Origin of the sequence: Streptomyces sp. CA-251247 (assembly GCF_050952975.1) — a bacterium.
GTDB classification, from domain to species: domain Bacteria; phylum Actinomycetota; class Actinomycetes; order Streptomycetales; family Streptomycetaceae; genus Streptomyces; species Streptomyces achmelvichensis.
Map to the genome: position 1 here is coordinate 1,844,696 of NZ_CP191861.1, position 26,836 is coordinate 1,871,531.

Annotated in this window: 26 protein-coding genes; 17 read left to right on the forward strand and 9 right to left on the reverse strand. The window is 72.8% G+C overall.

Features of this window, described 5'->3' with window-relative positions:
* Positions 1-9 precede the first annotated feature (9 nt).
* Genes ACQPWZ_RS08175 through cobI form a run of 4 tightly spaced genes read left to right on the forward strand, consistent with a single transcriptional unit; the run spans position 10 to position 4,818 of the window.
* Entirely contained in the window at positions 10-2,049 is a 2,040-nt protein-coding gene (locus tag ACQPWZ_RS08175) for a putative cobaltochelatase (protein WP_433570986.1), read from the forward strand.
* A complete protein-coding gene (cobO, locus tag ACQPWZ_RS08180) occupies positions 2,049-2,648 on the forward strand; it encodes a cob(I)yrinic acid a,c-diamide adenosyltransferase (protein WP_433570987.1) in 600 nt (199 codons plus the stop codon). Before ACQPWZ_RS08175 ends, cobO begins: the two co-directional genes overlap by 1 nt.
* On the forward strand, positions 2,642-4,093 hold the full coding sequence (locus tag ACQPWZ_RS08185; protein WP_433570988.1) for a cobyrinate a,c-diamide synthase: 1,452 nt from the start codon (positions 2,642-2,644) through the stop codon (positions 4,091-4,093). The genes cobO and ACQPWZ_RS08185 overlap by 7 nt, the downstream gene beginning before the upstream one ends.
* The gene (cobI, locus tag ACQPWZ_RS08190; RefSeq protein ID WP_340472409.1) at positions 4,090-4,818 is read left to right on the forward strand and encodes a precorrin-2 C(20)-methyltransferase; all 729 of its coding nucleotides are present in this window, start codon (positions 4,090-4,092) and stop codon (positions 4,816-4,818) included. Before ACQPWZ_RS08185 ends, cobI begins: the two co-directional genes overlap by 4 nt.
* A gap of 29 nt (positions 4,819-4,847) precedes the next feature.
* Here cobI and ACQPWZ_RS08195 read toward each other — a convergent pair whose 3' ends face one another.
* On the reverse strand, positions 4,848-5,573 hold the full coding sequence (locus ACQPWZ_RS08195; protein ID WP_340472410.1) for a ZIP family metal transporter: 726 nt from the start codon (positions 5,571-5,573) through the stop codon (positions 4,848-4,850).
* 91 nt (positions 5,574-5,664) lie between these two features.
* Here ACQPWZ_RS08195 and cobM point away from each other — a divergent pair, with 91 nt between their 5' ends.
* From cobM to cobC, 6 genes are read left to right on the forward strand one after another with little or no spacing between them, the layout of a single operon-like run.
* Positions 5,665-6,486, forward strand: a complete 822-nt coding sequence (gene cobM, locus ACQPWZ_RS08200) for a precorrin-4 C(11)-methyltransferase (protein ID WP_433570989.1) — start codon at positions 5,665-5,667, stop codon at positions 6,484-6,486.
* Complete coding sequence (gene cbiE / locus ACQPWZ_RS08205; protein WP_433570990.1) at positions 6,483-7,739, forward strand: precorrin-6y C5,15-methyltransferase (decarboxylating) subunit CbiE; 1,257 nt, start codon at positions 6,483-6,485, stop codon at positions 7,737-7,739. The genes cobM and cbiE overlap by 4 nt, the downstream gene beginning before the upstream one ends.
* A complete protein-coding gene (cobJ, locus tag ACQPWZ_RS08210) occupies positions 7,736-9,427 on the forward strand; it encodes a precorrin-3B C(17)-methyltransferase (RefSeq protein ID WP_433570991.1) in 1,692 nt (563 codons plus the stop codon). The genes cbiE and cobJ overlap by 4 nt, the downstream gene beginning before the upstream one ends.
* Positions 9,428-9,479: 52 nt before the next feature.
* Positions 9,480-10,064, forward strand: a complete 585-nt coding sequence (locus ACQPWZ_RS08215) for a precorrin-8X methylmutase (RefSeq protein WP_340472414.1) — start codon at positions 9,480-9,482, stop codon at positions 10,062-10,064.
* Positions 10,061-10,978, forward strand: coding sequence for a sirohydrochlorin chelatase (locus ACQPWZ_RS08220; protein ID WP_383242391.1), 918 nt, complete (start codon positions 10,061-10,063; stop codon positions 10,976-10,978). The genes ACQPWZ_RS08215 and ACQPWZ_RS08220 overlap by 4 nt, the downstream gene beginning before the upstream one ends.
* The gene (cobC, locus tag ACQPWZ_RS08225; RefSeq protein WP_356699507.1) at positions 10,962-12,020 is read left to right on the forward strand and encodes an Rv2231c family pyridoxal phosphate-dependent protein CobC; all 1,059 of its coding nucleotides are present in this window, start codon (positions 10,962-10,964) and stop codon (positions 12,018-12,020) included. The genes ACQPWZ_RS08220 and cobC overlap by 17 nt, the downstream gene beginning before the upstream one ends.
* A gap of 130 nt (positions 12,021-12,150) precedes the next feature.
* Here cobC and ACQPWZ_RS08230 read toward each other — a convergent pair whose 3' ends face one another.
* Together ACQPWZ_RS08230 and ACQPWZ_RS08235 are read right to left on the reverse strand one after the other, a co-directional pair.
* A complete protein-coding gene (locus tag ACQPWZ_RS08230) occupies positions 12,151-13,089 on the reverse strand; it encodes an SCO1860 family LAETG-anchored protein (RefSeq protein WP_433570992.1) in 939 nt (312 codons plus the stop codon).
* Positions 13,090-13,453: 364 nt separating this feature from the next.
* The gene (locus ACQPWZ_RS08235; protein WP_433570993.1) at positions 13,454-14,539 is read right to left on the reverse strand and encodes an amidohydrolase family protein; all 1,086 of its coding nucleotides are present in this window, start codon (positions 14,537-14,539) and stop codon (positions 13,454-13,456) included.
* A 74-nt stretch (positions 14,540-14,613) separates the two neighbouring features.
* Between ACQPWZ_RS08235 and ACQPWZ_RS08240 the strand changes: the two genes are divergently transcribed.
* The 5 genes from ACQPWZ_RS08240 (at position 14,614) to thpD (ending at position 19,292) form a co-directional block, all read left to right on the forward strand.
* On the forward strand, positions 14,614-15,714 hold the full coding sequence (locus tag ACQPWZ_RS08240; protein WP_433573783.1) for a pyridoxal-phosphate-dependent aminotransferase family protein: 1,101 nt from the start codon (positions 14,614-14,616) through the stop codon (positions 15,712-15,714).
* 415 nt (positions 15,715-16,129) lie between these two features.
* Positions 16,130-16,666, forward strand: a complete 537-nt coding sequence (gene ectA, locus ACQPWZ_RS08245) for a diaminobutyrate acetyltransferase (protein WP_313947083.1) — start codon at positions 16,130-16,132, stop codon at positions 16,664-16,666.
* Positions 16,667-16,691: 25 nt separating this feature from the next.
* Positions 16,692-17,960 (forward strand): diaminobutyrate--2-oxoglutarate transaminase, encoded by a 1,269-nt coding sequence (gene ectB / locus ACQPWZ_RS08250; RefSeq protein ID WP_383243259.1) that lies wholly within the window; start codon positions 16,692-16,694, stop codon positions 17,958-17,960.
* A gap of 33 nt (positions 17,961-17,993) precedes the next feature.
* A complete protein-coding gene (locus ACQPWZ_RS08255) occupies positions 17,994-18,392 on the forward strand; it encodes an ectoine synthase (protein ID WP_313947081.1) in 399 nt (132 codons plus the stop codon).
* 3 nt (positions 18,393-18,395) lie between these two features.
* Positions 18,396-19,292, forward strand: coding sequence for an ectoine hydroxylase (thpD, locus tag ACQPWZ_RS08260; RefSeq protein ID WP_356699501.1), 897 nt, complete (start codon positions 18,396-18,398; stop codon positions 19,290-19,292).
* Between the two features lie 105 nt (positions 19,293-19,397).
* Here the strand turns inward: thpD and ACQPWZ_RS08265 are convergent, their stop codons facing one another.
* The gene (locus ACQPWZ_RS08265; protein WP_433570994.1) at positions 19,398-20,465 is read right to left on the reverse strand and encodes an alkene reductase; all 1,068 of its coding nucleotides are present in this window, start codon (positions 20,463-20,465) and stop codon (positions 19,398-19,400) included.
* Positions 20,466-20,602: 137 nt separating this feature from the next.
* Here ACQPWZ_RS08265 and ACQPWZ_RS08270 point away from each other — a divergent pair, with 137 nt between their 5' ends.
* A complete protein-coding gene (locus ACQPWZ_RS08270; protein ID WP_433570995.1) occupies positions 20,603-21,217 on the forward strand; it encodes a MarR family winged helix-turn-helix transcriptional regulator in 615 nt (204 codons plus the stop codon).
* Here the strand turns inward: ACQPWZ_RS08270 and ACQPWZ_RS08275 are convergent.
* The 5 genes from ACQPWZ_RS08275 to ACQPWZ_RS08295 form a co-directional block, all read right to left on the reverse strand.
* Positions 21,166-22,212 carry an aminotransferase class V-fold PLP-dependent enzyme gene (locus ACQPWZ_RS08275; protein WP_433570996.1) on the reverse strand — a complete coding sequence of 349 codons (1,047 nt, stop codon included), beginning with the start codon at positions 22,210-22,212 and terminating at the stop codon, positions 21,166-21,168. The two genes, ACQPWZ_RS08270 and ACQPWZ_RS08275, sit on opposite strands and share 52 nt — an antisense overlap.
* 105 nt (positions 22,213-22,317) lie before the next feature.
* A complete protein-coding gene (locus tag ACQPWZ_RS08280; protein WP_433570997.1) occupies positions 22,318-23,034 on the reverse strand; it encodes a DsbA family oxidoreductase in 717 nt (238 codons plus the stop codon).
* Positions 23,035-23,106: 72 nt separating this feature from the next.
* A complete protein-coding gene (locus ACQPWZ_RS08285; RefSeq protein WP_433570998.1) occupies positions 23,107-23,583 on the reverse strand; it encodes an N-acetyltransferase family protein in 477 nt (158 codons plus the stop codon).
* A 44-nt stretch (positions 23,584-23,627) separates the two neighbouring features.
* Positions 23,628-24,242 carry a DUF1349 domain-containing protein gene (locus ACQPWZ_RS08290; protein WP_313947074.1) on the reverse strand — a complete coding sequence of 205 codons (615 nt, stop codon included), beginning with the start codon at positions 24,240-24,242 and terminating at the stop codon, positions 23,628-23,630.
* Positions 24,243-24,246: 4 nt separating this feature from the next.
* Positions 24,247-25,785, reverse strand: coding sequence for an aldehyde dehydrogenase (NADP(+)) (locus tag ACQPWZ_RS08295; protein WP_356699489.1), 1,539 nt, complete (start codon positions 25,783-25,785; stop codon positions 24,247-24,249).
* A 129-nt stretch (positions 25,786-25,914) separates the two neighbouring features.
* Between ACQPWZ_RS08295 and ACQPWZ_RS08300 the strand changes: the two genes are divergently transcribed.
* On the forward strand, positions 25,915-26,685 hold the full coding sequence (locus ACQPWZ_RS08300; RefSeq protein ID WP_313947072.1) for an IclR family transcriptional regulator: 771 nt from the start codon (positions 25,915-25,917) through the stop codon (positions 26,683-26,685).
* The last annotated feature ends 151 nt before the right edge of the window (positions 26,686-26,836 follow it).

The window sequence follows — 26,836 nt, forward strand, 5'->3', positions numbered from 1 at the left end:
GGAGCCCGTATGAGTACCCCGTTCCCCTTCACCGCCGTGGTCGGGCAGGACGACCTGCGTCTGGCACTGCTGCTCAACGCGGTGTCCCCGCAGGTCGGCGGCGTGCTGGTGCGGGGCGAGAAGGGCACCGCCAAGTCCACCGCGGTACGCGCCCTGTCCGCCCTGATGCCCGAGGTGGACATCGTCTCCGGGTGCCGGTTCTCCTGCGACCCGGCCGCCCCCGACCCGGCCTGTCCGGACGGGCCGCACGAGGTGGGCGGCGCCGGATCCCGGCCGGCCAGGATGGTCGAACTGCCCGTCGGGGCGTCCGAGGACCGGCTCGTCGGCGCCCTCGACATCGAGCGGGCGCTGGCCGAGGGCGTGAAGGCCTTCGAGCCCGGCCTCCTCGCGGACGCGCACCGCGGCATTCTCTACGTCGACGAAGTCAACCTGCTGCACGACCACTTGGTCGATCTGCTGCTGGACGCGGCGGCGATGGGTGCCTCGTACGTCGAGCGCGAGGGCGTCTCGGTGCGGCACGCCGCGCGCTTCCTGCTCGTCGGCACCATGAACCCCGAAGAGGGCGAGCTGCGCCCGCAGTTGCTGGACCGCTTCGGGCTCACCGTCGAGGTCGCCGCGTCGCGCGAGCCGGACCAGCGCGTCGAGGTGGTGCGGCGGCGCCTGGCGTACGACGACGATCCGGCCGGCTTCGCGGCGCGGTGGGCCGACGAGGAGACCTCGCTGCGGGCCCGGATCGTGGCCGCGCGGGCGCTCCTGCCCTCGGTCCGTCTCGGTGACGCGGCGCTGCGGCAGATCGCGGCCACCTGCGCGGCGTTCGAGGTGGACGGTATGCGCGCCGACATCGTGATGGCCCGTACGGCGACCGCGCTGGCCGCCTGGGCCGGGCGCACCGACGTCCTGGCGGAGGACGTGCGGCAGGCCGCTCTGCTGGCACTCCCCCACCGGCGGCGGCGCAACCCGTTCGACGCGCCCGGTCTCGACGAGGACAAACTCGACGACACACTCCAGGAGTTCGGCGGCGACGACGACCGGAGCGAGTCCGAGCGGGGCGAGGACGACGACCCCGACCCCGACCCGGACGGAGGGGGCGGTGGCCGGCCTCCGCAGGACGGGCCCGACGACGCGCCGTCGCCGGGGGACGCATCGGCGGAGGACTCACCCGCCCGCGAGGAGCAGTCCGAGGAGGGCCGGCCCCGGTCGGCGGGCGGCGGCGAGCAGCAGCCGGTTCGCGCCGGGGAGCCGTTCCGTACCAAGGCGTTGAGCGTGCCCGGCATCGGCGAGGGCGCGGCGGGCCGCCGGTCGCGCGCCCGGACCGAGCAAGGCCGTACGACCGGCGCCCGGCGGCCCCGGGGCGCCCTCACCAAGCTGCATCTGGCGGCGACCGTGCAGGCCGCGGCCCCGCACCAGCGGGCACGCGGGCGCAGCGGCCGTGGTCTGGTGGTCCGCCGCGACGATCTGCGGCAGGCGACCCGGGAGGGACGCGAGGGCAACCTCGTCCTGTTCGTGGTCGACGCCTCGGGGTCGATGGCGGCGCGGCAGCGGATGACCGCGGTCAAGGGCGCGGTGCTGTCGCTGCTGCTGGACGCCTACCAGCGGCGGGACAAGGTGGGTCTGGTGACCTTCCGCGGCAAGGACGCGGAGGTGGCCCTGCCGCCGACCTCGTCGGTGGACGCGGCCGCAGCCCGGCTCGATCTGCTGCCGACGGGCGGCCGGACGCCGCTGGCGGCCGGACTGCTCAAGGCCCAGCACGTGCTGCGGGTGGAGCGGCTGCGCGATCCGTCGCGCCGGCCGCTGCTGGTCGTGGTGACCGACGGCCGGGCGACGGGCGGGGTGGAGCCGGTGGCGCTCGCCGCGCGGGCCGCGCGGCTGCACGCGGCCGAGGGGACGGCGGCGATCGTCGTGGACTGCGAGTCGGGTCCCGTGCGGCTCGGACTCGCCCGCTCGCTCGCCGGTGACCTCGGCGGCACCGCCGTCACGCTCGACGAGCTGCGGGCCGACGCCATCGCCGGGCTCGTGAAGGACGTCCAGACCGCCAGGAGGGCCGCGTAATGCCGCAGGGACAACCGTCCGTCGTACCGGACGACGGGCTCACCACCCGCCAGCGCCGCAACCGTCCCCTCGTCGTCGTCCACACGGGCATCGGCAAGGGCAAGTCGACGGCCGCCTTCGGGCTCGCGCTGCGCGCCTGGAACCAGGGGTGGCCCATCGGGGTGTTCCAGTTCGTCAAGTCGGCGAAGTGGAAGGTCGGCGAGGAGAACGCGCTGAAGGTGCTGGGGGCGTCCGGCGAGGGCGGCAGCGTGGACTGGCACAAGATGGGCGAGGGCTGGTCGTGGGTGCAGCGCGACAGACAGCTCAACAACGAGGAGGCGGCGCGCGAGGGCTGGGAGCAGGTCAAGCGCGACCTGGCGGCCGAGACGTACCGGCTGTACGTCCTCGACGAGTTCGCGTACCCGATGCACTGGGGCTGGGTGGACACCGACGAGGTGATCTCGGTGCTGCGGGACCGTCCCGGCGGTCAGCATGTGGTGATCACCGGTCGCAACGCCCCCGCCGGGCTGGTGGACTTCGCCGATCTGGTGACCGACATGTCGAAGGTGAAGCACCCGATGGACGCCGGTCAGAAGGGGCAGCGGGGCATCGAGTGGTAGCACGTCTCGTCGTCGCGGCCCCCTCGTCGGGCAGCGGCAAGACCACCGTCGCGACGGGCCTGATGGCGGCCCTCGCGGCGACGGGCCTCGCCGTGTCCGGACACAAGGTGGGCCCCGACTACATCGACCCGGGCTACCACGCGCTCGCGACGGGCCGCCCGGGCCGCAATCTGGACGCCTACCTGTGCGGCCCGGAGCTGATGGCACCGCTGTTCGCGCACGGCGCGGCGGGGGCGGACGTGGCCGTCGTCGAGGGCGTGATGGGCCTGTACGACGGTGCCGCGGGCGCCGGCGAACTGGCCTCGACGGCGCAGATCGCCAAGCTGCTGCGGGCGCCCGTGGTGCTCGTGGTCGACGCCTCCTCGCAGTCGCGGTCGGTGGCCGCGCTGGTGCACGGGTTCGTGAGCTGGGACCCGAAGGTGCGGATCGGGGGCGTGATCCTCAACAAGGTCGGCTCGGACCGGCACGAGGCGCTGCTGCGGGAGGCCGTCGACGACGTGGGGGTGCCGGTGCTCGGCGTACTGCGGCGGGCGGCTCCCGTGGAGACGCCGTCCCGGCATCTGGGTCTGGTGCCGGTGGCCGAGCGGCGCGGGGACGCGGTGGCCGCGGTGGCGGCGATGGGTGAACTGGTACGGCGCGGCTGTGACCTGGCCGCGCTGCTCGCGCTGGCACGCGGTGCGTCGGACCTGGGGGGTGAGCCGTGGACCGCGCACGGCCTCCGGCCGTGTCCTCCATCGCCGGACGGGCTGAATTCTCCAGCCCCGCCGGCGATCGAGGCGCGGGGGTCCGGGGGCGGAGCCCTCGGTTACGGGACGGGGCGGGTCGGGGAAGAGCCCCGGCGCAGGCGACCCGTCGTCGCCGTCGCCGGCGGCCCGGCGTTCACGTTCTCGTACGCCGAGCACGCCGAACTCCTCACCGCCGCCGGCGCCGACGTCGTCACCTTCGACCCGCTGCGGGACACACAGCTCCCCGACGGGACCGACGGGCTCGTCATCGGCGGCGGGTTCCCCGAGGTGTACGCGCCCGAGCTCAGCGCCAACGAGCCGCTGCGCCAGGCCGTCGGCGAACTGGCGCGCTCCGGTGCGCCCGTCGCCGCCGAATGCGCCGGGCTGTTGTATCTCGCGCGCTCCCTTGACGGACAGAAGATGTGCGGTGTCCTGGACGCGGAGGCGCGGATGGGCGCGGCGCTGACCCTCGGGTACCGCGACGCCGTCGCCGTGAGCGACAGCGCTCTGGCCGTCGCAGGGACACGGCTGCGCGGGCACGAGTTCCACCGCACCGTCGTCGAACCGGGCGCCGGGCCGGCCGCCGCCTGGGGGATGCACCGGCCGGAGCGGCGGCTCGAAGGATTCGTCCAACAGGGCGTGCACGCGAGCTATCTGCACACGCACTGGGCCGCCGAGCCCGGGATCGCCCGTCGATTTGTCGAGAGGTGTACACGATGAGCAGGCTGATCGGGGTCGGAGTCGGGCCCGGTGACCCGGAGTTGGTGACCGTCAAGGGCGTGCGCGTGCTGCGCGAGGCCGATGTCGTCGTCGTGCCCGTCATGGAGACGGGCGAGCGGGGACGGGCCGAGGCGACCGTGTTGCACTACGTCGACGCCGCCAAGGTCGTCCGTATCGTCTTCGCGCTCAACGAGCGCACCGACCGGGCCCGGCGCGAGGCCGCGTGGGACGCGGCCGGCGCGCGCGTCGCCGAACTGCTGCGGGACGGCGGCAGCGTGGCGTTCGCGACCATCGGTGACCCCAACGTGTACTCGACGTTCACCTATCTCGCGCACACCATCGGCGAACTCGTCCCCGGTACGGCCGTGGAGACGGTGCCCGGCATCACGGCGATGCAGGATCTGGCGGCCCGCAGTGGCGCGGTGCTGACCGAGGGCACGGAGCCGCTGACGCTGGTGCCGGTGACCGCGGGCGCCGCCGTGCTCAAGGACGCGCTGGACGGGCCGGGGACGGTCGTGGCCTACAAGTTCGGGCGGCTCGCCGCGGAGGTGGCGACCGCGTTGCGGGAGACGGGCCGGACCGAGGGAGCGGTGTGGGGGTCGGCGCTCGGGCTGCCGGAGGAGTCGATCCGGCAGGCGTCCGAGCTGACGGAGGGACCGCTGCCGTACCTGTCGACGCTCATCGCCCCCGCACCGCGGGACGGCGCCCGGGGCGGCAAGTTGTGACCCCGCCCGTGACGCGTACGCGCGCCTCTTCACTCGGCGATGCCCACCACCAGCCAGATGAAGCCGACCCCCGCGGCCGTGCACAGCAGGGTCGACCTGGCCGGGTGGGTGTGGTGTGCCTCGGGGAGGATCTCGGCGGCGGCGAGATAGAGCAGGGCGCCGCCGAAGAACCCGAGATAGCTGCCGAGGATTTCCACCGGAAGGGTGAACAGCAAGGTCGACGCCGCGCCGACGACGGGCGCGAGCGCGCCGGCGAAGAGCATCGCCACCGCCTTGGCCCGGGTGTTCCCGTACAGGCTGGTGATCGTGTACGTGTTGAAGCCGTCCGCGAAGTCGTGGGCGATGACGGCGAGCGCCACGGTGGTGCCCATCGCCCCGCCGACCTGGAACGCCGCGCCGATCGCGACACCGTCGAGCAGGCTGTGGCCCACCAGCGCCGCCGCGGCCGTCAGCCCGACCTGCGGCACCTTCTCCCGCTCGTCCGCCCCGTGCGCCGCCTGCCGGCTCGCCAGCAGACGCTCCACCAGGTGGGCCGTGAGGAAGCCGCCGACGAACAGCAGCAGCGCCTGCGGTACGCCGAACACCTCCTGCCCCGCCGCCTCCAGGGCCTCCGGCAGCAGGTCCAGTCCGACCACGCCGAGCATCAGCCCTCCGGCGAGGCCCAGCACGAGGTGGCGGCGGTCGGTGACGCGTTGCGCCGTCCAGCCGCCGAACAGCGTCATCAGGAACGCGCCGAGCGCGACGAACACCGCCATGCGCCCTTGCTAGCGGATTGACCGCCTTCTTCGCACATCCCGGATTGCGATCCGTCGCAATCACCCGATTGACCCGAGAGGACCCCCGCTCATGGCCGATGCCGCCCTCCACGGCAAGGTGACCTTCGTCGGCGCCGGCCCCGGTGCCGCCGATCTGCTGACGTTCCGCGCCGCGCGCGCCATCGCCGACGCCGACATCGTGATCTGGGCCGCGAGCCTCGTACAGGCCGAGGTGCTCGACCACGCACGCGAGGGCGCCGAGATCCTCGACTCCGCGGCGCTGTCCCTGGAGGACGTCGTGGCGGTCTACCGGCGGGCGCACGACGAGGACCTGAGGGTCGCCCGTATCCACTCCGGCGACCCCGCCCTGTGGGGCGGTACCCAGGAGCAGCTCGACCGCTGTGTGGAGCTGGGCATCGAGGTGGAGATCGTGCCGGGCGTCTCCTCGTTCTCGGCGGTCGCGGCGATCGCGCAGCGCGAGCTGACGATCCCGGAGGTGGCGCAGTCCGTGATCCTGACGCGGCTCGGGGGCGGGAAGACGCCGATGCCGGAGGGCGAGGAGGTACGGGAGTTCGCCCGGCACGGCACGACGATGGCGCTGTTCCTGTCCGCGGCCCGTTCGGGCCAGTTGACGCAGGAGCTCCTCGAAGGCGGCTACCCGACGAGTACGCCGGTGGTGATCGCGTACCAGGCGACCTGGCCCGAGGAGCTGATCCTGCGCTGCACGATCGGCACGCTGGAGGAGACGGTCAAGGAGCACAAGCTCTGGAAGCACACGCTGTTCCTGGTGGGTCCGGCGCTCTCCGCCTCGGGCACCCGCTCGCATCTGTACCACCCGGGCCACTTCCACGGCTTCCGCAAGGCCGACCCTGCCGCCCGCAAGGCGCTGCGCGCCCAGGGCGCGACGCCGTGATCACGGTCATCGGCACCGGGACCGGTGCGCCGCCCTCCACCCGGGACGCCGAGGCGCTCGACGCGGCGACCCTGGTGGTCGGTGCGCGCCGGCATCTGGCGGCGGCCCGGGTGCCGGCCGCGGCCGGGCAGGTGGCGATGGGGCCGCTCGGGCCGGCGCTCGACGCGATCGAGAAGGCCCGGGCGGACGGTGCGGCGCGCGTCGTGGTGCTCGCCTCCGGCGACCCGGGGTTCTTCGGGATCGTCCGGGTGCTGACCGAACGCTTCGGCGCGGACGCCCTGGACGTGCGGCCCGGGGCCGCGTCGGTGGCGGTCGCGTTCGCCAGGATCGGGCTGCCGTGGGACGACGCGGTCGTCGTCAGCGCGCACGGCCGTGATCTGCGGACCGCGGTCAACGTGTGCCGTGCGTATCCCAAGACGGCGGTGCTGACCGGGCCGGGAGCCGGGCCGGCGGAGCTGGGCGCCGAGCTGGCGTACCGGTCCGCCGACCGTGTGCTCGTGGTGGCGTCGGCGCTCGGCGACCCGGAGCGCGAGCGCGTCGAGCGGCTCACTCCCGCGCAGGCCGCGGAGCGCGAGTGGGACGCGGTGAGCGTGGTGCTGTGCCTGGACGAGTCGCGGTCGGTCGCCGCCGGTCAGCGGACGGTCGCCGGGCGGCACCTCGGGCCGTCCCGATGGGCGCTGGACGAGAGCGCGTTCGCGCACCGCGACTCGATGATCACCAAGTTCGAGGTGCGGGCCCTCGCGCTGGCCCGGCTCGGGCCGCGTACCGGCGATCTTCTCTGGGACATCGGCGCCGGCTCGGGCTCGGTGGCCGTGGAGTGCGCCCGGTTCGGCGCGGCGGTGGTCGCGGTGGAGAAGACCGCGGACGGGGTCGGACGGATCCGGGCCAACGCGCTCTCGCACGGCGTGGACGTCCACGCCGTGCACGGGTCGGCGCCTACCGTCCTCTCCCAGCTTCCGGACCCGGACGCGGTGTTCATCGGCGGTGGCGGCACCGACCTGCCCGCCGTCGTCGCGGCCTCGGCCCGGCGGGCCCGGCGCACCGTCGTGGTCGCGCTGGCGGCGCTGGACCGGGTGCCCGCGGTGCGCGGCGCCCTGACCGCGGCGGGTTTCACCGCGGACGGTGTTCTGCTGAACTCGGCACGGCTGGCGCCGCTGCCGGGTGACGTGACGCGGCTGGCGGCCGCCAACCCGGTCTTCCTGCTGTGGGGCGACCGCCCCGTACAAGCGCCTACCGAAGGAGCAGTTCAGTGATCGGCCTGATCTCCGCGACGGCGGCGGGCGCCGTCGCCCGCGACCGGCTCGCCGCCGCCTGGCCCGGCCGCACCCGGGTGTACGAAGGCCCGGTGCGCGACGCCGTGGAGCGCGCGTTCGCGGAGTGCGGGCAGCTGGTGTGCTTCCTCGCGACGGGCGCGGTGGTCCGGCTGGTGGCCCCGCTGCTCGCGGGCAAGGCGGCGGATCCGGGCGTGGTGTGCGTCGACGAGGGGCAGCGGTACGCGGTGTCCCTGCTGGGCGGGCACGGCGGCGGCGCGAACCTGCTGGCGGAGCAGGTGGCGGACGTCCTCGGCTGCGAGCCGGTGGTGACGACCGCGACGGACGCGACGGGGATGCCGGGCCTCGACACGCTCGGCTGGCCCGTCGAGGGCGCGGTGGCGTCCGTGACCCGGGCGGTGCTGGACGGCGACCCGGTGGAGCTGCGGGCGGACGTGGTGTGGCCGCTGCCGCCGCTGCCCGCGCACGTGGGGCCCGCCGCCGACGGCGGCGCGGTACTGCATGTCACGGACCGGATCGTCGACATCGGCGCCGGCGACGCCGTGCTGCGGCCGCCGTCGCTGACCGTCGGGGTCGGCGCGTCCTCCGGTGCGCCCGCGGACGAGATCGTCGGGCTGATCGAGGAGACACTGCGCGATGTCGGCCTGTCCGCGCTGAGCGTCGGCGAACTGGCGACGGTGGACGCGAAGGCGTCGGAGCCGGGCATCGTGGCCGCCGCCGGGCACTTCGGCGTACCGCTGGTGACCCACGCGGCCGAACGCCTCGCCGACATCGATGTGCCGAACCCGTCCGAGGCGCCGCTCGCCGCGGTGGGCACGCCGTCGGTGGCGGAGGCCTCCGCGCTCGCGGGCGGCGGCCAACTCCTGGTGCCCAAGCGGAAGTCGAGCCCGAAGGGGCGGGCCGCGATGGCGACCTGCGCGGTGGTCCGCAGGCGACCGCGCGGCCGCCTCGCCGTGGTCGGACTCGGCCCCGGCGCCCGCGATCTGCTCACCCCGCGGGCGGCCGCCGAACTGCGGCGCTCCTCCGTGCTCGTCGGTCTCGACCAGTACGTCGACCAGATCCGCGACCTGCTCCGGCCCGGCACCCGCATCCTCGCATCGGGTCTGGGCGCGGAGGAGGAACGGGCGCGCACCGCCGTCGCCGAGGCCTGCGCCGGTCATGCGGTCGCCCTCATCGGCAGCGGCGACGCCGGGGTGTACGCGATGGCCTCCCCCGCGCTCGCCGAGGCGTCGGACGACATCGACGTCGTCGGTGTGCCCGGGGTGACGGCGGCGCTGGCCGCGGCCTCGATCCTGGGCGCACCGCTGGGCCACGACCATGTGTCGATCAGCCTGTCGGACCTGCACACGCCGTGGGAGGTCATCGAGCGGCGTGTGCGCGCGGCCGCCGAGGCGGACATCATCGTGACCTTCTACAACCCGCGCAGCCGCGGCCGCGACTGGCAGTTGCCGAAGGCACTGGCCATCCTCGCCGAGCACCGGGCGCCGGACACGCCGGTGGGGGTGGTGCGCAACGCGTCCCGGCCGGACGAATCCAGCCGCATGACGACCCTCGCCGGAGTGGATCCGGCGACGGTGGACATGATGACGGTCGTGACGGTCGGCAACACGGCCACCCGGGACATCGCGGGCCGCATGGTGACCCCCCGTGGCTACCGGTGGCAGTCATGACCCCGCGCACCGCCCCTTCCCCACGTCCCACGCCGCATCCCGGAGCCGCCCTGTGAACCGCGTCGTTCACCCCATCGAGCAGGAGTCGTTCCGGCGGCTCCGGGCGCGTCTGGACACGAGCGGCTTCCCGCCGCTGACCCGTGCCGTCGTGGAGCGCGTCGTCCACTCGGCCGCCGATCTGGACTACGCGGCCGATCTCGTCTGCGACGAGGCCGCGTTGACGGCGGCGCACGCCGCCCTGCACGCGGGCGCCCCCGTCGTCACCGATGTGGAGATGGTCGCCGCCGGGATCACCCGCCGCGAGACCGTCTGCCGGCTGAGGGACGCCACCGCCGGCCCCGGGCTCACCCGCTCCGCCCACGCCGTACGTCTCGCGTACGAGCAGGTCGGACCGGGCGCCGTCTGGGTCGTCGGGTGCGCTCCCACCGCCCTGGAGGAGTTGCTGGTGCTCGACGCCGAGCCGGCGCTCGTCATCGGTCTGCCCGTCGGCTTCGTCGGGGCCGTCGAATCCAAGGCCGCGCTGCGCGAGAGCGGGCTGCCGGCCGTGAGCAATGTGTCCGAGAAAGGCGGCAGCGCCGTCGCCGCGGCGGCGCTGAACGCCCTGCTGTACCACCCCCACACCGAGGAGAACGCGTGACCACCCCGCCCGCACTGCTGATCGCCGGCCACGGCACCCGTGACGAAGCGGGGGCCGAGGCATTCCGGGACTTCGTACGGGAGCTGGGCCGCCGGCACCCCGAACTCCCCGTCGCCGGCGGCTTCATCGAGCTGTCCCCGCCGCCGCTCGGCGAAGCCGTCACCGAGCTGGTGGAGCGGGGCGTGAAACGCTTCGCGGCGGTGCCGCTCATGCTGGTGTCCGCCGGGCACGCCAAGGGCGACATCCCGGCCGCGCTGGCCCGCGAGAAGGAGCGGCACCCCGGCATCTCGTACACCTACGGCCGCCCCCTCGGCCCGCACCCGTCGCTGCTGCGGGTACTGGAGCGGCGGCTCGACGAGGCGCTCGGCGGGGCTTCCCGCACCCCGGGCGACCGCGCCGATGTCACCGTCCTGCTGGTGGGCCGGGGTTCGACCGACCCGGACGCCAACGCCGAGGTGCTGAAGGCGGCCCGGCTGCTGTGGGAGGGCCGCGGTTACGCCGGCGTGGAGACGGCCTTCGTCTCGCTCGCCGCGCCGGACGTGCCGAGCGGGCTCGACCGCTGTGTGCTGCTGGGCGCGCGCCGCATCGTCGTGCTGCCGTACTTCCTGTTCACCGGCATCCTTCCCGAGCGGGTGCGCGCGCAGACGCAGGGCTGGGCGGAGGCGCACCCGGAGGTGGAGGTGTTCTCGGCCGATGTCGTGGGCCCCACCGAGGAGTTGCTCGACCTGGTGATGGAGCGCTACCGCGAGGCGGTCGCCGGCGACATCCGGATGAACTGCGACACCTGCGTGTACCGCATCGCGCTGCCGGGGTTCGAGGACAAGGTGGGGATGCCGCAGCAGCCGCACTTCCATCCGGACGACGACGGACATCACCACGGCCATCACCACAGCAGCCATGCACACGCACACTGACGGACACGACCTGCGTCACCACGGTGACGCGGAGGTGCGGGACGCGGCGTCGGCTCTGACCGATCTCGCGGTCAATGTGCGGACGGGCACTCCGCCGCCGTGGCTGCGCGAGCGCATAGCCGGCTCGCTGACGGGCCTCGCGGCCTACCCGGACGGCCGCGCGGCACGCGCCGCCGTGGCCGCCCGGCACGGTCTTCCGGTGGAGCGGGTGTTGCTGACGGCGGGCGCGGCCGAGGCGTTCGTGCTGCTGGCCCGTGCCCTGACGCTGCGTCATCCGCTGGTGGTGCACCCGCAGTTCACGGAGCCCGAGGCGGCGCTGCGGGACGCGGGCCACCGGGTGGCGCGGCTGCTGCTGCGGGAGGAGGACGGCTTCCGGCTCGATCCCGCCGCGGTGCCGGACGCGGCGGATCTGGTGATGGTCGGCAATCCGACCAATCCCACCTCCGTCCTCCACCCGGCCGCCGCCGTCGAGCGGCTGGCGCGCCCGGGCCGGCTGCTGGTGGTGGACGAGGCGTTCATGGACGCCGTGCCGGACGAGTCCGAGAGCCTGGCGGACCGTACGGACGTCCCCGGGCTGGTCGTGCTGCGCAGCCTCACCAAGACCTGGGGGCTCGCGGGCCTGCGGATCGGCTATGTGCTGGCCGAGCCGGGGACGATCGCGGCGCTGGAGCGGGCACAGCCGCTGTGGCCGGTGTCGACGCCGGCCCTGGCCGCGGCGGAGGCGTGCATGGATCCGGCGGCGCTGAAGGAGGCGGCGCAGGCGGCCGCGCTGATCGCCGTGGAGCGTGCCCATCTGCTGGCGGGCCTGGCGGAGTTCGACGAGGTACGGGTGGTGGAGGCGGCCGAGGCCCCCTTCGTCCTCGTCCATGTGCGGCGCGGCGCCGAGGTGCGCGAGCAGCTGCGCAGGCTGGGCTTCGCGGCCCGGCGGGGCGACACGTTCCCCGGGCTCGGGCCGGGCTGGCTGCGGCTCGCGGTGCGGGACCGGACGACGACCAACCGTTTTCTCCAGGCGCTGGACCAGGCGTTGACGATGGTCGGGTAGGGGCGAACGGCCGGGCAGGGGCCCGGGGTCCCCCCGGGCCCCGAACCCCTGCTCCCCCACCCCCGGGCCCGCACGCCCGCCCCCGGGCCCGCGCTCCCCCTCGCCCGCCCCCCGGCGCGGGCTGCTCCGGTCAGCCGCGCGCGCGGCTGCGGGCGACGACGACCGCGGCGCCGCCGAGCCCCAGCAGGACCGCCGAACCTCCTGCGAGGTAGATCGTGGTGGCGCTGCCGCCGGTCTCGGCGAGGTTCTCCTTCGGGGCCTGCGTGGGCTCACCGCCGGACTGCGCCTGGACGCCGGTGGTCGGCTCCTCCGTCGGCGCCTTCGACGGTTCCTCCTTCTCCGGCTCCCGGACGGTGGGCGTTTGACAGGTCGCCTCGGCGAGCGTGACGGAACCGTTCACCTCGGCGACGTTCAGCTTGAGAGGGTTCACCGCGATCTCGAGTTCGAGGGCGGTGGCCGCGGCCGTACGGGACGTGATGCGGGTCGAGGAGAGGTCGAGCGTGACCTCGCCGACCCCGGGCACCTCGATCCGCGTCGGACCGCCGGCCGTGAGGGTGACCTTCTTGCCGAGCACGCGCACATGCCCGAGAAGGTTCGACTCGGCCACCGGCTTGCGGCCGGCCTCGCACACCGCCTTCGAGGTGACCTGCTGGATCTCGATGAGGGACAGCAGCGGCAGGCCGGGGACATGCACCTTGGCCCGCGCGAGTGAGGCGTACCCCTCGGCCTTCTCGCGGTCGGCGGTGGCCTTCGCGGTGGCGACGTCCGCGCGCAGCACCTGGAAGGGCCTGCCGCCGTCGACCCCGTCCAACTCGACGGTGAGCGCGGTCTTGTCGGCACCGGCCGGGGCCTGCACCTCGTTGAGCGAGGCGCGGAGCGGGACGTTGACGGTCTTGTTGAGCAGGGACACGTCGAGCCCGGTACGGAGCACGACCGCACTCGCCCGTCCCTCGCCGCCGCCGGTGGCGTGCGCCGGACCGGCCAGGGCGACCGGCACCGCCATCAGGGCGACGGCGGCGGTGGCGGCTGCGCAGCGGCGTGCGGGCATGCGGAAGGCGTTGCTGTTCACGGTGGTGGAACCCCCACAGAAGACACGGCGTCGCCCGCCGCCCACGGGGACACGTGGGCGGCGGCGACCGAGACACCGGAATCTTTACGCACGGAGAGTGAACTGACAGACACCTGCCGTCAGTTCACCCCAAAGGGGGGTTTCCGTGACTGCATTCGATTCTTGATGCACGCACGTTCCCCCGACGCGCCGTGGACACCCCGGTGAGGGAGGTGCGCCGGTCCGCCCCGGGGTCGCGAACGAGTCGCGCACGGAAGTGCTTCAACGAACGGCCGGGGCGCCGGGTAACGCTCGGTCAACACGGTGACGCGGGCGCGGTCGGCCCGGTGATGACGCCACGGCCGACAGGGTGACGCGGCTGCCGTCAGCCGACGACCTGCCCGCTCAGGACCACCCGCCGCGGTGCCGCCAGCGCCCGCACGTCCGCCCGCGGATCGGTGTCGTACACGACGAGGTCCGCCGGAGCGCCCTCCTGGAGGGCCGGCCGGCCCAGCCACTCGCGTGCACCCCACGCGGTCGCCGACAGGGCCTCCACGGGCGGGATACCGGCCCGTACGAGCTCGGCCACCTCCGCCGCCACCAGGCCGTGGGCCAGCGAACCGCCCGCGTCCGTACCGACGAAGACCGGGACGCCCGCGTCGTAGGCCGCGCGCACGGTGTCGTAGCGGCGCTCGTACAGCCGCCGCATATGGGCCGACCAGACGGGGAACCTGGACTCGCCGCCGTCCGCGAGCGCCGGGAACGTGCCGATGTTGACGAGGGTCGGCACGATGGCGACCCCGCGCTCCGCGAACAGCGGGATGGTGTCCTCGGTGAGTCCGGTCGCGTGCTCGATGCAGTCGATGCCGGCCTCGACCAGGTCACGCAGCGCGTCCTCGGCGAAGCAGTGCGCGGTCACCCGCGCGCCCAGCCGGTGCGCTTCGGCGATGGCGGCCTCGACGGCGCCGCGCGGCCAGCAGGCGGTCAGATCGCCGGCCTCCCGGTCGATCCAGTCGCCGACGAGCTTGACCCAGCCGTCGCTGCGCCGGGCCTCCGCGGCGACGTACGCCACGAGGTCCTCGGGCTCGATCTCATGGGCGAAGTTGCGGATGTAGCGGCGGGTACGGGCGATGTGCCGGCCCGCCCTGATGATCTTCGGCAGATCGTCGCGGTCGTCGATCCAGCGGGTGTCGGAGGGCGATCCGGCGTCCCGGATGAGCAGCGTGCCCGCCTCACGGTCGGTGAGCGCCTGCTTCTCACTGGTCGCCTCGTCCACCGCGCCGTGGTGGTCCAGCCCGACGTGGCAGTGCGCGTCGACGAGGCCCGGGAGCACCCATCCCTCAACGGTCGTCGTCTCCCCGGACGGCCGGTCGTAGCTGACGCGTCCGTCGACGACCCAGAGCTCGTCGCGGACGTCCTCCGGGCCGACGAGCACCCGCCCCTTCACATGCAGCGTCACGTGATCCCTCATGCCCAGCACTGTACGAGGGCGTGGGTAGGCTCGGCCGGGAGGACCCGGAACACCGCGACGAAGAAGGCACCACCGTGACGCACCCGCTGCTCGACCTGGCCCCGCTCACCGCCGCGCAGTTCGCCGGCATCGAACGGAGGGTCGCCGCACTGCTCGGCACCGAGCAGGATGTGGTGATCATGCAGGGCGAGGCCCTGCTCCCGCTGGAGGGGTGCATCCGCGGCGGCGCGCGGCCGGGCTCCACCGCGCTGAACGTGGTGACCGGGCCGTACGGACAGACCTTCGGGAACTGGCTGCGCGACTGCGGCGCCCATGTCGTCGACCTCGAGATCCCCTTCCACACGGCGGTCACCGCGGACCAGGTGGAGCAGGCGCTGGCCGCGCACCCGGAGATCGACTTCGTCTCGCTGGTGCACGCGGAGGCGGCCACGGGCAACACCAACCCGGTCGCCCCGATCGGTGAGGTCGTCCGCGCTCACGGTGCGCTCTTCATGCTCGACGCGGTGGCGTCGGTGGCGGCCGAGCCGCTGCTGCCGGACGCCTGGGGCGTGGATCTGTGCGTGATCGGCGCCCAGAAGGCCATGGGCGGCCCCGCAGGGGTCTCGGCGGTGTCGGTGAGCGAGCGCGCCTGGGAGCGGATTTCGGCCAATCCTGCGGCGCCGCGGCGCTCCTACCTCTCGCTGCTGGACTGGAAGGAACGGTGGATCGACGGCGGCCGCACCGCACTGCTGCACGCTCCGGCACAGCTGGAGATGCTGGCGCTGGACGCCTGCGTGGAGCGGATCGAGACGGAGGGTCTCGACGTGGTGACAGCGCGCCACGCCTCGGCCGCGGCGGCCACGCGCGCGGGTGTCACGGCTCTCGGCGGCGGCCTCGAACCGTATGTGCACGAGGCGAGGGACGCCGCCCCGGTGGCGACGACGCTGCGCACCCCGCCCGGCGTGGACGCCTCCGAGCTGGTGGCCCGGGCGCTGGCCGCGGACCCCTCCCTGCCGCTCATCGCCGGTGGCGGTGCGCTGTCCAAGGAGATGATCCGGGTCAACCACTACGGCGTGGACGCCACGCGCGGCGTGGTGCAGTCCTCCCTCGCGGCGCTGGGTGCCGCGCTCGCGGAGACGGGCGTGCGGGTGGACCTGGATGCCGCTCGCCGCGCGGTCACCGAGACCTGGCGCTGAGGCCACCGGGGCCCGGCGCCGGGATCTCGTCCCGGGGTCGGGCCCTGCGTTTCCGGGAATTCTTCCGGAGAGTGAACGGCATTTCTCGCTGCGTCGAAGTCCGCGTTAATAAACCAATTCCGTGAATTGTTTTACTGCTGGCAGCTTCCCGGCTTCTTCTGCCCCGGTTCGGCGACCCTAAACGTCAGAGATCCATCAAGAATCCGACGGGTGATTCGAGTAGATCTCGGAGTCGTTACGGACGTGTGACCGACCCCACAGGGCGCCCGATTCGCCCCTTATTTGCGGGGCGGAACCGCCCATATCGCCCCCTCGGCACCCTAAGACTCACGCACGCGCGATAACACATGAGGGGACTCCAGCCAACCCCTCCCGACAATGCATTTTTTGAATTTGCTCGGTAAATTGCATCGACATGACCGCCGCACAAGAAGACCTTGTACGAGCCACTTCCCCGAGCGAATTCACGGAGATCGACACCCCACGAGTGGAGGACGGAGCCGCGATCTGGCGCATTGCCCGCGACTCCGAGGTCCTGGACCTCAACTCCTCGTACAGCTACCTGCTGTGGTGTCGCGACTTCGCGGCCACATCCCTGGTGGCGCGTGACGCAGGCGGCGAGCCGATCGCCTTCGTCACCGGCTACGCACGCCCCGACCGCCCCGAGACCCTGGTCGTCTGGCAGGTCGCCGTCGACCGGGAGCACCAGGGGCAGGGACTCGCCGGTGTGCTGCTGGACGCGCTGACCGTCAAGGTCACCGGCGATCGCGGCGTGACGCAGATGGAGACGACCATCACGCCGGACAACACGGCGTCCGACCGGTTGTTCACCTCGTACGCCAAGCGCCACGGCGCTCAGCTCGAACGCGAAGTCCTCTTCGACGGCGATCTGTTCCCCGAGGGAACCCATCTGCCGGAAGTTCTGTACCGCATCGGCCCCATCTCCGCCTGATCCCCCCACACTTCTGGAGACTGCTGTGACCATCACCCCGCCCGCCCTGAGTGTCTTCGAGACCCTGGAGTCGGAGGTGCGCAGCTACTGCCGCGGTTGGCCCGCAGTGTTCGACCGTGCGCAGGGCAGCTACCTCCACGACGAAGACGGCCACACCTACCTGGACTTCTTCGCCGGAGCAGGCTCGCTCAACTACGGACACAACAACCCGGTGCTGAAACGCGCACTGATCGACTACATCGAGCGTGACGGCATCACCCACGGCCTGGACATGGCGACCGTGGCCAAACGAGCGTTCCTGGAGTCGTTCCAGAACGTGATCCTGCGGCCGCGCGATCTGCCGTACAAGGTCATGTTCCCCGGCCCGACCGGCACCAACGCGGTCGAAGCGGCCCTGAAACTGGCCCGCAAGGTCAAGGGCCGCGAGTCGGTCGTCTCGTTCACCAACGCCTTCCACGGCATGTCGCTCGGCTCCCTGGCCGTCACCGGCAACGCCTTCAAGCGGGCCGGCGCCGGCATACCGCTGGTGCACGGCACGCCCATGCCGTTCGACAACTACTTCGACGGCCAGGTCCCCGACTTCCTGTGGTTCGAGCGACTGCTGGAGGACCAGGGCTCCGGGCTCAACAAGCCCGCCGCCGTGATCGTCGAGACCGTGCAGGGCGAGGGCGGCATCAACGTCGCCCGCGCCGAGTGGCTGCGTGCGCTCCAGGACCTGTGCCACCGCCAGGACATGCTGCTGATCGTCGACGACATCCAGATGGGCTGCGGCCGTACCGGTGGCTTCTTCTCCTTCGAGGAGGCCGGCATCACGCCGGACATCGTGACGCTGTCGAAGTCGATCAGCGGCTACGGACTGCCCATGTCGCTCTGCCTGTTCAAGCCGGAGCTGGACATCTGGGAGCCCGGCGAGCACAACGGCACGTTCCGCGGCAACAACCCCGCGTTCGTCACCGCCGCCGCCGCGCTCGACACCTACTGGGCCGACGGCCAGATGGAGAAGCAGACCCTCGCCCGCGGCGAGCAGGTCGAGCAGGCGCTGCTGGCCATCGTCGCCGAGAGCGGCGACACCGGGCTCAGCTTCCGCGGCCGCGGACTGGTCTGGGGCCTGGAGTTCACCGACAAGCCGCGCGCATCGGCCGTCTGCGCCCGCGCGTTCGAGCTGGGGCTGCTGCTGGAGACCTCCGGCCCGGAGAGCGAGGTGGTGAAGCTGCTTCCCGCGCTCACCGTCACGCCCGACGAGCTCGACGAGGGCCTGCGCATCCTGGCCCGCTCGGTCCGCGAGACCGCCTGACACCCGTACCTGAAGGAAAGGCATCAACTCACCGTGCTAGTCCGATCGTTCAAGGACATCGAGAACACCGATCGCCATGTGCGGTCCGCATCCGGCACCTGGGAGAGCAAGCGCATCGTGCTCGCCAAGGAGAAGGTCGGGTTCTCGCTCCACGAGACCGTGCTGTACGCGGGTACGGAGACGTCGATGTGGTACGCGAACCACATCGAGGCCGTGCTCTGCGTGGAGGGTGAGGCCGAACTCACCGACGACGAGACCGGCGAGACCCACTGGATCGAGCCCGGCACGATGTACCTGCTGGACGGGCACGAGCGCCACACACTCCGTCCGAAAACCGATTTCCGCTGTGTCTGCGTCTTCAACCCGCCCGTCACCGGACGGGAGGACCACGACGAGAACGGCGTCTACCCACTGCTCACCGAGGAGGGCTGAAGAATGACCACCGCCGCTGTACGCACCGATCTCTACCCGACCCGAGGCGTTGGCGAAGTGGTGACCCCCCGCCAGGACCCGGTCGTCTGGTCGCCGCCGGGTGCTCCGGGGCCGATCGGCCAGAACGAGCTGACGGGCTTCGAGCGCGACGGATTCCTCACGGTCGAGGAGCTGATCTCGGACGACGAGGTCGCGCTCTACCGTGCGGAGCTGGACCGGCTGATCGCCGACCCGGCCGTACGCGCCGACGAGCGCTCGATCATCGAGCCGACGTCGCAGGACGTGCGCTCGGTCTTCGAGGTCCACAAGCTGAGCGAGATCTTCGCGTCGCTGGTGCGCGACGAGCGGGTGGTGGGCCGGGCCCGCCAGATCCTCGGCTCGGACGTGTACGTCCACCAGTCACGGATCAATGTGAAGCCGGGCTTCGGCGCCTCGGGCTTCTACTGGCACTCCGACTTCGAGACCTGGCACGCCGAGGACGGACTGCCGAACATGCGCACCGTCTCGGTCTCGATCGCGCTGACCGAGAACCGTGACACCAACGGCGGGCTGATGATCATGCCCGGTTCGCACAAGTCGTTCCTGGGCTGTGCGGGCGAGACGCCGAAGGACAACTACAAGAAGTCGCTGCAGATGCAGGACGCGGGCACACCGTCGGACGCCGCGCTGACCCGGTTCGCGGACCGGCACGGCATCCGGCTGTTCACCGGCCGGGCCGGGTCGGCGACCTGGTTCGACTGCAACTGCATGCACGGCTCCGGTGACAACATCACGCCGTACGCCCGCAGCAACGTCTTCATCGTCTTCAACAGCGTGGACAACGCCGCCGAGGAGCCGTTCGCCGCTCCGGTGCCGCGTCCGGACTTCATCGGGGCACGGGACTTCACCCCCGTGCGCTGACACGTCGTGCGCTGACACGCTTCTGCGGCCCAGGGCCCGGCTCCCCTCCTCGCGAGGAGGGGAGCCGGGCCCTGGGCCGTACAACTGCCTTACGGAGTCGAGTACTTACAGGGCCGGGTAGTCGGTGTACCCCTGGTCGCCGCCGCCGAAGAAGGACGCGGTGTCCGGCGTGTTGTAGGGGCCCTCGCTCCGCAGCCGGACGGGCAGGTCCGGGTTGGCGAGGAACAGCGCGCCGAAGGCGAGGATGTCGGCGATCCCGTCCTCGACCAGCGGCAGGACACGGTGATCGGTGGGACCCTCCGTCACGGGGTTCAGGATGAGCGTGCCACTGAACTGCTTGCGCACGGCGATGGTCACGTCCCGGGCGCCCGCGCCGGTCTCGGTGATGTGCAGATATCCGAGACCCAGCGGCTCCAACTGCTCGACCAGCGCCGGGTAGAGGGCTTCGGTGTCGGTCTCCGCGATGTCGTTGTACACGTTGCCGGGCGAGAGCCGCAGTCCGGTGCGCTCGGCGCCGATGGCCGCGGCGACGGCCCGGGTCACCTCCACCGCGAAGCGGATACGGTTCTCCACCGGACCGCCCCACTCGTCGGTGCGCAGATTGGTGTTGGGCGCGAGGAACTGGTGGATGAGGTAGCCGTTGGCACCGTGCAGTTCGACGCCGTCGAAGCCGGCCTCGATCGCATTGCGCGCGGCGGCGGCGAAGTCGTCCACGACCGAGCGGATCTCCTCGGCGGTCAGCTCGCGCGGGGCGAGGAAGTCCTTCGGGCCCTCGTGCGTGAAGAGCTGACCGGCGGCCGCCACGGCGGACGGGGCCACGCTGCTCCGGCCGTCGGGGAAGAGCACCGGGTGGCCGATGCGTCCGGCGTGCATGATCTGGGCGAAGATCGTGCCGCCCTCGGCGTGCACCGCATCGGTGACCTTGCGCCAGGCGGCGACCTGCTCGTCGCTGTGCAGCCCGGGGGTGTCGGGGTAGCCCTGTCCGGTCACGGACGGCTGGATGCCCTCGGTGATGATCAGGCCCGCGCCGGCGCGCTGGCTGTAGTACTCCACCGTGGAGTCGGTGACGGTGAGGCCGTCGCCGAACGCCCTGCTGCGGGTCATCGGCGCCATGGCGATGCGGTTGCCGAGCTGGGTACCGGACAGGTCGATCGGGTCGAAAACGGTGGTCATGAAAGGCTCCCGGAGAGTTATGTGGTCGGCCAAGTATCCGTGCCGAGAGCCACTGTAACTCATTAATTGGCCGACCAAGGTAAAGTTGTCCGCAAGACTGTCCCCGACGACAGCGCCTCGCCCGAGAAGGAGGGCCGATGATGTCCGAGACCGCGGCCGACCCCGCCTGTACGGCCCCGCTGCCGGGCTCCGCGCTCGGCGGTCCCGTCAGCCATGCCGTCTCCCGGGTCGCCCGGCTGCACCGCATGGCCGCGGGCAAGCTCCTCAAGGGCGCGGGCCTCTACCCGGGGCAGGAGTTCGTGATGATGCACCTGTGGGACGCCGGGCCGGTGCGTCAGTCCGAGCTGATCAAGGCCGTGGAGCTCGACCCGTCCACCGTCACCAAGATGCTCCAGCGGCTGGAGCAGGCCGGGCACGTCCGCCGCTGTCCCGACCCCGCCGACCGGCGCGCGGTCCTCATCGAGGCCACCGCCGACAGCTGCGCGCTGCACTCCGCGGTGGCGGAGGCCTGGACGAACCTGGAGGAGCACACGCTCCACGGGCTCGGCCCCGACGAGCGGACCGAACTGGTCCGGCTGCTGGCGAAGGTCGAGGAGAACCTCTGCGTGCAGGCCGGGGACTGTCCCGACCGGACGGACGGTGCGGCTGCCGAGGAGTCCGCCGCCCGGACCGAGGGCGCGGCCGAGCAGTCCCCCGCCGCTCAGCCCGCGAGCACGTCCAGCGCCCGGTCCACGTCGGCGGCCGAGTTGTAGAGGTGGAACGCGGCCCGGAGGTTCCCCGCCCGGGCCGACACCACGACACCCGCGCGGGCGAGGTCGGCCACCCGGCCGTCGAGCCCCGGCACGGCGACGACGACCGACTCGCCCGGCACGGCCTCGTACCCCAGCCGCGCCACCCCGTCACGGAACCGCCGGGCCAGCGCGGTGTCATGGGCGTGCACGGCGTCGATGCCGATCTCCTCCAGCAGCGCGAGCGACTGCTCCGCCGCGTGGTACGAGGGAAAGGCCGGCGGCTCGTCGAAGCGGCGGGCCGAGCGGGCGAGCTCCTCGACCGGGCCGTAGATCGACCCGTTCTCGTCCTCGGCGGCGAACGGCCCCGCGTGGATCGGCACCACCGACCGCTGCGCCTCCTCGCCCACGGTCAGGAACGAGACCCCGCGGGGGCACATCAGGAACTTGAAGGCGCCGGTGACCGTGAAGTCCCACGCGTCCGCGTCCAGCGGCAGCCAGCCCGCCGACTGGCTGGCGTCGAGGAGGGTGCGGGCGCCGTGCGCCGCCGCCGCGGCCCGGACCGCCGGCAGATCGGCGATCCGGCCGTCCGAGGACTGCACCGAGGAGAGGGCCACCAGCGCCGTCCCGGGGCGCACCGCCTCCGCGAGGCCGTCCAGCGGCACGAAGCGGAGCTTGAGGTCGCCGCGCACCGCGAACGGGGTGATCACCGAGGAGTAGTCCCCCTCCGGGAAGAGGATCTCGGAGCCGGGCGGGAAGGACTGCGCGACGAGCCCGACGTGCACCGCCACCGAACCGCCGACGGCCACCCGCGCCTCGTCCGTACCGGTCAGCCGGGCGAAGGACCGGCGGACCGCACCCACTCGCGGCCAGTCGCCCGCCCCGCCGGGCCGGCCGGCCGCGAGCTCCTCGACCAGTGCCGTGATGGCATCGGCCGCGCTGCGGGGCAGCAGCCCGGCGCTACAGGTGTTCAGATACGTCTTGTCCGGCGCGAACGCGGCACCGCCCAGGGTCTCCATGAGATCACCCTGCGGTGCGGCCAACCGCAGGTCAACCGCGAATCGTTGAGGGGTACCCGTCAGCGGTGCTTCATCGTCGGGCGCGCCGGACCCGCCCCCGCACCATCAGTGCTGCGGGACCTCGCACGAGCCGTCGGTGTCGCACGTGGGCGCGTCCGCGCCGTCCACGGCGACGGGTGTGAGCGTCCGGCCCTGCCAGGCCTGCTCCAGCGCCTGGGTGAACAGCTCGGCCGGCTGACCGCCGGAGATCCCGTAGCGCCGGTCGAGGACGAAGAAGGGCACGCCGTTCGCGCCGAGCTCCGCGGCCTCGCGCTCGTCGGTCCGTACGTCGTCGGCGTACGCGTCCTCATCGGTGAGCACCGCACGGGCCTCGTCCGCGTCCAGCCCCGCCTCGACCGCGAGCTCCACCAGCACCTCGGCGTCGAAGACCGAGCGCTCCTCGGCGAAGTTGGCGCGGTAGGCGAGGTCGAGCAGTGCGTCGTGGCGGCCGCGGGCCTTGGCGAGGTGCAGCAGGCGGTGGATGTCGAAGGTGCTGCCGTGGTCGCGGCCCTCGGTGCGGTAGCCGAGGCCCTCGGAGCGGGCGTTGGAGGCGACGTGCTCCTCCATGGCCTGCGCCTCCTCGCGGCTGCGCCCGTACTTCAGGGCCAGCATGTCGACGACGGGCGCGGTGTCCCCCTTGGCGCGGCCCGGGTCGAGCTCGAAGGACCGGTGCACGACCTCGACCTGGTCACGGTGGGCGAAGTCCGCGAGCCCCTTCTCGAAGCGCGCCTTGCCGATGTAGCACCACGGGCAGGCGATGTCGCTCCAGATCTCGACGCGCATGCTGATTCTCTCCAGGGTCCGGTCGGTACGGAGGCCACCTCCGCTCCGACGTGAACACCCGCGGCGCCCGGCTCATTCCACGGCGTGCGGCACGGTGAGCCGCATCACCAGATGGTTGCCCGAGAGCGGCTCGTCCGGGTCGGGTGTCCAGCCGTGTGCGGTGTAGAAGTCCCGGGCGCGCCGGTTGTGCTCGAAGACCTCCAGCCGAGCGGTGGCCACGCCCGCGCCGCGCCAGCCCTCCACGCACGCCCGGTGCAGCGCGGTGCCGATACCGGCACGCCAGAGAGCGGGGGCGACATGGAGCTGGGTGAGCGTCATGACGCCGTCGATCGCGCGGGAGGCCGCGACGCCCGCGAGGGCCCCGTCCTGCTCCGCGCAGAGCACCGCACCGCGCTCGATGGCCGCCGCCCAACCCGCACGGGTGCGGGCGTGCTCGGCGGGGCTGTCGAAGGCCTCGTCCGGTATGTGCCCGCGGTAGTACGTGGCACGGGCCTCGGCGTGCAGGGCGGTGACAGCGTCGAGGTCCGCGGGAACGGCTGGTCTGATCATGGTGCGAGGGACGCGCGCGGCCGGCCCCGCGGTTGCGGGCCGGGTCAGGAACCGTCTCGCAGCCCGTCCGGCCAGCCCTCGCGGAACTCGATCTCGTCGTAGGTCACCACGCATCCCTCGCCGACCGGCGATTGGGCGAGGAAACCGACGAGCGCGGCGCCGGCCTGTTCCTCGGTGCCGAGCGCGAAGATCCGGACGAAGGTCCACCGCTTGCCGTCCGTCGACGCGTGGAAGGCGAAGGCCTTGCCCGTACGGCTGATGCGCAGCCAGACGCTGTCGCCGTCCACCTCGAAGGAGTTGGCGTCGTCGGAGTAGCCGCGGGTCACCACCGTGCAGATGGTGGGTCTGTCCGGGGAGAGTTCGAGACAGAGCTTGGCCCACTCCCGCTCACCGACGTGCAGATAGAGCACACCGGCGTCGAAGGCGGCGGCGAATCCGACCGTGACGCGGGCGATCAGCTGGAAGTCCCCCTCCGGTGAGCCGAGCAGACGCGGCGCGTCGGAGGCGGGGTCCAGCGAGTCGCCCGCGGGGGGCACGAAACGATCCTGCCGGGCACCCGCCCAGCCGGTGAGCACCCCTTTCTCGTACGACCAGTTGGCGTCGGGACCGTAGGGGCGCAGGGGGAAGGGGAGTTCGGGCAGCTCGATGGAGTCGGTCACCCGCTCAGCTTGCGGGAGTCTCGCGGCGTCCGTCCACCCGACGCGGCAGACCGAGCGGGTTACCGTCCCGCAACTCCGGCGGAAGGAGCGCCTCCGGAGTCGTCTGGTAGGTGACCGGCCGCAGCCAGCGCTCGATCGCGGTGGCGCCGACCGAGGTGGAGGTGGAGGTGGTCGCCGGGTAGGGGCCGCCGTGGTGCTGGGCGGGGGCGACCGCGACACCGGTCGGCCAGCCGTCCACCAGCACTCGGCCCGCGAGCGGGGTGAGTTCGGCGAGCAGCTCCGCCCCGCGGCCCTCCCCCGCGGCCTCGGCGGCCGAGAGGTGCAGGGTGGCGGTGAGATTGCCGGGCAGGCGGCCGAGCACGGCGGTGATCTCGTCGTCCGACTCGTACCGCGCGACCACGGTGACCGGGCCGAAGCACTCCTCCAGGAGCAGATCGTGCGGGCCGTCGGCGGCGAGCAGCCGCGCCGGCAGGGACAGGAAGCCGGCGCTGACGGTGTGATCACCGCCGGACCCGGGGGTGATCGGGGCCTCGACGAACGGCAGGTCCGCCCGTTCCCGTACGCCCTCGACGAAGGCACCGCGCATCCGGTGGTCGAGCATCACGCCGGGCTCGGTCTCGCTGACCGCGTCCGTGAGCGACTTGAGCATCCGGTCGCCCGCGTCGCCGGCCGGGGCCAGGACGAAGCCGGGCTTGGTGCAGAACTGCCCCTCCCCGAGGGTCATGGAGCCCGCGAGTCCGGAGCCGATCTGCTCGGCGCGCTCGGCGGCGGCCTCCTCGGTGATCACCACCGGGTTGAGCGAGCCGAGTTCGCCGTGGAAGGGGATGGGGGCGGGGCGGGCGGCCGCGGCGTCGAAGAGGGCACGTCCGCCGCGTACGGAACCGGTGAAGCCGGCCGCGGCGACCAGCGGGTGCCGCACGAGTTCGACGCCCGCCTCGAAGCCGTGCACGAGGCTCAGCACGTCCTCGGGAAGACCGACCTGCTTCGCGGCCCTGCGCAGTACGGACGCGCACAGCTCGGCGGTCGCCGGATGGTCGGGGTGGGCCTTGACGACGACCGGGCAGCCCGCGGCGAGCGCGCTGGCGGTGTCGCCGCCGGGCACGGAGAAGGCGAGCGGGAAGTTGCTGGCGGAATAGACGGCGACGACACCGAGGGGGATCTTGTAGCGGCGCAGGTCGGGCCACGGCGGCGTGCGGTTCGCGTCCGCGTGGTCGATGTGGACGTCGAGGTACGCACCCTCATCGACGACCTCGGCGAAGGCCCGCAACTGCGCTGTGGTGCGTGCGAGTTCACCGGTGAGGCGGGTGGGGCCGAGCGCGGTCTCGGCGTCGGCCGCTTCGATGACGTGCTCGCGGGCCTCGTCGAGCAGGTCGGCGGCGGTGCGGAGCAGACGCGCGCGTACACTCCGGTCGGCGAGGGCGGGGCGGGCGGCGTGGGCGGAACGGACCACGCGGTCGATCTCCTCGGCCGTCGACTCCACCGCAACCTGCTCCCGCGGGTTCCCGGTTCGGGGGTCGACACTCCAGACTGGTGCTGCTGCCACCGCGGCTTCCTTCCCGGTCTTCTCGCCACCCACCAGGAGTTGTTCGGTATTCTGAACATCGTTCCCGATGGTGAATGTGTGGGGACTCTATTTCCGGGCGTTCTGCGCGGTCAAGAAGGAGCGAGAGCAATGTCGACGGCGGATTCTGGTGGGGCACAGGTCAAGTCCGCGGTGCGGACGGTGGAACTGCTCGAGTACTTCGCCGGGCGCCCCGGCATGCACTCCCTGGCCGCGGTCCAGGAAGCCGTCGGCTACCCCAAGTCCAGCCTCTACATGCTGCTGCGCACCCTGGTCGAGCTCGGCTGGGTGGAGACCGACGCCACCGGCACGCGCTACGGCATCGGCGTCCGCGCGCTGCTGGTCGGCACCTCCTACATCGACGGCGACGAGGTCGTGGCCGCCGCCCGGCCGACGCTGGACCGGCTCTCCGACGACACCACCGAGACCATCCACCTCGCCCGCCTCGACGGGACGAACGTCGTCTACCTCGCCACCCGGCAGTCGCAGCACTATCTGCGCCCCTTCACCCGCGTCGGCCGCAGGCTGCCGGCCCACTCCACCTCGCTGGGCAAGGCCCTGCTCGCCACCCACAGCGACGAGCAGGTGCGCAAGATGCTCCCGGAGACCCTGTCGTCCCTGACCGAGCACACCCTCACCGACCGCGAGAAGCTCATCGAGGAACTGCACCTCATCCGCGAGCAGGGCTACGCCGTGGACCGCGAGGAGAACACCCTCGGGCTGCGCTGCTTCGGCATCGCGATCCCCTACCGCACACCGGCCCGTGACGCGATCAGCTGCTCGGTCCCGGTGGCCCGGCTCACCCCGGCGCACGAGCAGATGATCAAGGACGCGCTGTTCGACGCGCGCGACCGCCTCACGCTCGCGACGCGCAGGCTCTGACGACCCGGCGCTCCTCGACGCGCAGACACCGACGGCCCGCCCCGACGTCGATGGTCCGCTCCCGCCCCGACGCCGACGGCCCGCCTCCGCCGCGCGGCGGAGGCGGTTCCTCACCACGCACGACGTGCGCACGGTCACGGCACGGGAGCGT